The sequence below is a fragment of the Microbacterium sp. genome (assembly GCF_031178525.1).
Lineage (GTDB): Bacteria > Actinomycetota > Actinomycetes > Actinomycetales > Microbacteriaceae > Microbacterium.
On the sequence record NZ_JAPSJA010000182.1, the window covers coordinates 1 to 4,803 of the forward strand.

At 71.0% G+C, this 4,803-nt stretch carries 6 protein-coding genes; 2 read left to right on the plus strand and 4 right to left on the minus strand.

The annotated features are described in order from the left end of the window. Both RIF89_RS10940 and RIF89_RS10945 read right to left on the minus strand, forming a co-directional pair. The coding region (locus RIF89_RS10940; RefSeq protein WP_309069144.1) for a LacI family DNA-binding transcriptional regulator at nucleotides 1-571 on the minus strand (571 nt) is incomplete at its 3' end. Nucleotides 572-711: 140 nt separating this feature from the next. Further along, nucleotides 712-1,869, minus strand: a complete 1,158-nt coding sequence (locus tag RIF89_RS10945; protein WP_309069145.1) for a glycosyltransferase — start codon at nucleotides 1,867-1,869, stop codon at nucleotides 712-714. Nucleotides 1,870-1,985: 116 nt separating this feature from the next. On the opposite strand from RIF89_RS10945, the gene RIF89_RS10950 reads away from it, so the two are divergent. Next, nucleotides 1,986-2,249 (plus strand): glutaredoxin domain-containing protein, encoded by a 264-nt coding sequence (locus tag RIF89_RS10950; protein ID WP_309069146.1) that lies wholly within the window; start codon nucleotides 1,986-1,988, stop codon nucleotides 2,247-2,249. A gap of 30 nt (nucleotides 2,250-2,279) precedes the next feature. On the opposite strand, the gene pip is transcribed toward RIF89_RS10950, so the two are convergent. Together pip and RIF89_RS10960 are read right to left on the minus strand one after the other, a co-directional pair. Next, the gene (gene pip / locus RIF89_RS10955) at nucleotides 2,280-3,260 is read right to left on the minus strand and encodes a prolyl aminopeptidase (protein ID WP_309069147.1); all 981 of its coding nucleotides are present in this window, start codon (nucleotides 3,258-3,260) and stop codon (nucleotides 2,280-2,282) included. 1 nt (nucleotide 3,261) lies between these two features. Continuing rightward, a complete protein-coding gene (locus tag RIF89_RS10960) occupies nucleotides 3,262-4,143 on the minus strand; it encodes a neutral zinc metallopeptidase (RefSeq protein ID WP_309069148.1) in 882 nt (293 codons plus the stop codon). Between the two features lie 66 nt (nucleotides 4,144-4,209). On the opposite strand from RIF89_RS10960, the gene RIF89_RS10965 reads away from it, so the two are divergent. Beyond that, a complete protein-coding gene (locus RIF89_RS10965; protein ID WP_309069149.1) occupies nucleotides 4,210-4,671 on the plus strand; it encodes a recombinase family protein in 462 nt (153 codons plus the stop codon). Nucleotides 4,672-4,803 lie beyond the last annotated feature (132 nt).

Below are 4,803 nucleotides of genomic sequence, written 5' to 3' on the forward strand. Positions count from 1 at the left end.
CCGGTGTCGTGTCGGCGGGACCGTTCAGGAAGGCGATTCGGCGCCGCCCCGCGTCCGCGAGGTGATCGACGACCAGCGCCATGCCCTTGGCGGAGTCGGCGCGGACCGTGTCGACGTCGGTTCCGTCGGGGAGCGTGCCGAGCACCACCACCGGCACGGGGGCGTCCTCGAGCGCGCGGACGAGCTCGTCGGTCACGCGGATCGGCGACAGCACCATGCCGTCCACATGCCCCCGGCTGAGGCCGCGGACGAGCTCCACGGTGGCTGCCGCGTCGCCCGTGGTCGAGATCATCAGCCGGTATCCCGCAGACGCCACGACGGATTCGAGCGCGCCCATGATCTCGACGTAGACGGGGTTGCCGATGTCGGCGACCGCGTAGCCGAGCTGCTGGGTGCGCCCGAGCTTCAGGGACCGCGCCGTCGCGTCGGCGACATAGCCCAACTCGGCGGCCGCCGCGCGCACCTTCTCGATCGTCTCCGCGCTCGCGACCTGCCCGTTGAGCGCCCGCGAGGCGGAGGCGATCGACACGCCCGCTCGGCGTGCGACCTGCGTGATGGTGACTCGCGCCACGAACTCTCCTTTGAGCGGCGTAGACCGGATGGAAACGTTTCCATCCGGGGACGCAGGAAACGTTTCCACTTCTCGCCGAGCTTGTCAAGCATGTCCCGCCTGACAGCAAGGGCGCGAACGAAGCGCGCGGGGTTCGCGCCCTACAGCTCGCCCGGGCGCATCGCCTCTTCGTCGATCATGCGGATGATCTTCTGGCCCGCGGTCTCGGTGCCGGGCTCGCGCGAGCGCTGCGGCGCGTAGACGACGAGCGAGTGGAACACGAAGCGCGCGACGAACGCCACCGCCAGCGTGATCGCCGTGGCCAGCACGGACGAGATGTGCCAGGTCTCGACGAGGAAGGCGAGCACGGGGATCCGGATCGCGGCCTCCGCGTTGTTGAAGGCGAAGGAGGTGCCGAAGCGGCGCCAGAACCCGGATGCGCGGCCGCGCATGTCGGCGAAGACGAATCGCTCGGCGAGCAGGAAGTTCGCCACGATCGTGACCTCGGCGGCGATGATCGCGGCCCAGATGTAGCCGAGGCCCGCCGCCGTGAGCAGCCACACGATCGCGATGTTGGCGACCGCGCCCATCGCGCCGATCGCGGCGAACACCGACATCTTGCCGAAGCGCAGGCGCGCGAGGTGGACGAGGAACGTGAAGCCCTGCCGCGCGGTCGCCTTCGACTCCCCCTGCGTGCGCTCATGGAAGCGCATCGGCACCTCCGCGGTGCGCAGATCGCTCCGGACGAGCAGCTCGAGCAGGATCTTGAATCCGCTCGGACGCAGCGTCTCGAGGTCGAGGCTGCGGCGGTCGACGAGGAAGAAGCCCGTCATCGGATCGCTCGCGCCGTGCAGCCGCACAGGGAACATGGCCTTGGTCAGAAGGGTCGCACCGCGCGAGACCCCGAATCTCAGCGTCGTGCCGAGCCCCGTCGAGTCGCCGCCGCCGATGTAGCGCGACGCGACCACCGCGTCGGCGTCGCCGCGCGCATGGCGATCGAGGAGGGCGGGCACGAGCGCGGGCGGATGCTGCAGGTCGCCGTCCATCACGACGCACACGTCGGCCGCCGCCGCGGTGAGTCCGGCGACGACCGCGCTGCCCAGCCCGCCGGCCCGCTGGCCCGCGGGCCGGTGCAGGGCGCGCACCGGGAGGGGCGCCTCCTGCGCCACGCGCTCGACCTCCGCGACGGTGCCGTCCTCGCTGTCGTCGACGAACAGGATCTCGGCGCGCCGGCCCGCGAGCGCCGCGGCCAGCTGCCGCACCATCTCGGCGACGTTCGCCCGCTCGTTGCGCGTGGGGACGATGACCGTGACGTCCACGCCGGCCCTCTCCTCGAGTCGACTCCCCGCATCCAGACGGGATCACCCCATCGTGTCATGTCCGCCGGTCGCGCCCGCACGGATCCCGTCCCGTCTGCGGCGCCTACGCTGGAAGCATGACCGACGTGAACCGGGGACAGATCACGATGTTCGGCGCCGAGTGGTGCCGCGACTGCCGCCGCACCAAGGCGCAGCTCGACGGCCTCGGCGTCGCCTACACGTACGTCGATCTCGAGGCCGATCCGGCCGCCGCCGAGGTCGCGAAGGACATCTCGGGTCGCACCAACATCCCCGTCGTCGTCTACCCCGACGCGTCGCACCACGTCGAGCCGTCGAACGCCGACGTCGAGGGCAAGCTGCGCGAGCTCAGCCTCATCTGACGGGTCGGCTCGCCGGCTGCGCTTCCCCGCTCACCGAGCGGAGGATGCGAACCCGTCCGTCGCCGCCCTGAGCGCCGCGGCGATTCCGGGTTCGACGGCCGCATGGCCGGCGTCGTCGACGATCGTGAACCGCGCCTCGGGCCACGCGCGGTGCAGGTCCCACGCCGTCATCATGGGCGTGCAGACGTCGTAGCGGCCCTGCACGATCACGGCCGGGATGTCGCGCAGCATGTGCGCGTCCTCGATCAGCTGTCCCTCGCGGAACCAGCCGCCGTGCCGGAAGAAGTGGTTCTCGATCCGCGCGAACGCCACGGCCGACCGCGGCTGCGATGACTCCTCGATCGCCTTCCGATCGGGGCGCAGCGTGATGGTCGATGCCTCCCATACGCTCCACGCGACGGCCGCGGGCACGTGGACGTCCGGATCCGGATGCGACAGCCGGCGGTGGTACGCCTCGATCAGGTGGGAGCGCTCCGGCGTCGGGATCGGCGTGACGTACGCCTCCCACAGGTCGGGGAACAGCGCCTGCGCGCCACCTTCGTAGAACCACTCCAGCTCGTGCCGGCGCAGCGTGAAGATGCCGCGCAGCACGAGCTCCGTGACCCGGTCGGGATGCGTCTGCGCGTAGGCGAGCGCGAGCGCGCTGCCCCAGGAGCCGCCGAACACCTGCCACCGCTCGACGCCGAGGTGCGCGCGCAGCAGCTCGAGGTCCGCCACCAAATGCCACGTCGTCACGGCCGACAGGTCGGCATCCGGCTCGCTCGCATGCGGTTCGCTGCGTCCGCACGCGCGCTGATCCATCAGGATGATGCGGTACCGCTCCGGGTCGAAGAACCGCCGCTGCCAGGGCGACGTGCCGCCCCCGGGTCCGCCGTGCAGGAACACGACCGGCTTGCCATCCGGGGCCCCGCTCGTCTCCCAGTACACGCGGTGGCCGTCGCCGACCTCGAGCATGCCGTGCGCATACGGCTCGATCTCGGGATACAGAATCTCGTCGAGCGCGCCGCCCATGTCAGAGCTCGCTGCCGGAGACCGCGAACGTGTCGCACGCGTCGACGCCGCCCTCGCGGCCGGTGTCGAACCAGCGCTGCCGCTGCTCGCTCGAGCCGTGGGTCCAGCTCTCGGGATTGACCTGGCCGCCCGACTGCTCCTGGATGTGGTCGTCGCCCACGGAGGCGGCTGCGTTCAGGGCATCGGCGATCTGCGTGGGCGTCGGCTCCAGCAGGTACGGGTCACCGTCGGCGTCCTCCTGCTCGGTCATGGCCGCGACCCAGGCTCCCGCGAAGCAGTCTGCCTGCAGCTCGGTGCGCACGCCGTTGCTGTCGGGTCCGGTGCCGTTGTTGGGGTGCTGCTCGAAGACGCCGGTGAGGTTCTGCACGTGGTGGCCGTATTCGTGCGCGAGCACGTACAGCTGAGCCAGGCTCCCCGCCGACGCGTCGAACTGCGAGCGCAGCAGGCCGAAGAACGTCGGATCGACGTAGACGGTCTCCTCGGGAGGGCAGTAGAACGGGCCGGTCTGGTTCGACGCCGTGCCGCACTGCGACGACGTCGCCTGGTCGACGATGATCAGCTGCGGCTCACGGTAGCCCTCCAGACTCTCCGACCAGAACTGGTCGATCGCCTCGGCGCCGAGCACGAGGCGGCAGTCGTCCCGCTCGTTCGCGTCCGCTCCCGTCTCGCAGTCCTCGATGATGGCGCCGCCGCCGCTCTGGGGCTGCTGGCCGCCGCCCCCGGTGATGCCGAGCACCCCGGTGAGGTCCTGGCCGGTGAACATGCTGATCAGCAGCACCGCGATGCCGATCACTCCGACGCCACCACCGCCGGCGATCGCGGCGTTGCGGCCTCGGCGCCGGGCCCTGCTGTTCCCGACATTCGCGTTCTCATTGAATGTCATGCCGCAACGGTATCGGGACGTCGGCGCGGGGCGGCAGAATAGACCGGAACGAGAGAGGGGCTTGACGTGACGGAGATCGCGCAGGATCCGGAGGAGACGCGGGCGGACACGGCGCCGCTGCACCTTCCGCACGCCGCGGTGGAGTGCCCGAAGTGCTTCACCGAGCTGCAGCGCGATCGCGACTGGTGGCTGGCGCGCCCGGCGGGCTCGCGTCTCGTGGGCCTCGTCGTCGCGCGCGACGACATGCCGTCCGTCGTGCAGCAGCGCGACGACCTCACGCGCTTCGGCGTGCCGATCGAGGGCTTCCGTCACCCTGCTCCCGACATCCTCGAGACGTGGGAGCAGCGCCTGGCGCGACTGTTCGACACGTTCAGGCCCGGTGACGTGCTCGTCGTGACCGACGTGCAGGCGCTCGGCCGCAACGTCGACGAGGGAACCCGCACGGTCTCGGCGCTCGCGCGCCGCGGCATCGTCGTGAAGGTGCTGTCGCACGGCGCGCGCCACCTGGACCCCGCACCCGCTGTCTAGGCGCGAGCGGCGCACGGCCGCGGAACGTCACGGAGCGGAGCGGATCACTCCGGCGCGCAGATCGTGACGGCCTCGTTGGTGAAGGTGCCGTCCGCGCGCTCGAGATACACATCGATGCACACCTGATCCGCC

What these genes read in the sequence shown, in the direction of transcription:
- pip (WP_309069147.1), bottom strand. Translation starts at nt 3,260, where the DNA reads ATGGGCGGCGCGCTCGACGAGATTCTGTATCCCGAGATCGAGCCGTAT.
- RIF89_RS10960 (WP_309069148.1), bottom strand. Translation starts at nt 4,143, where the DNA reads ATGACATTCAATGAGAACGCGAATGTCGGGAACAGCAGGGCCCGGCGC.
- RIF89_RS10950 (WP_309069146.1), top strand. Translation starts at nt 1,986, where the DNA reads ATGACCGACGTGAACCGGGGACAGATCACGATGTTCGGCGCCGAGTGG.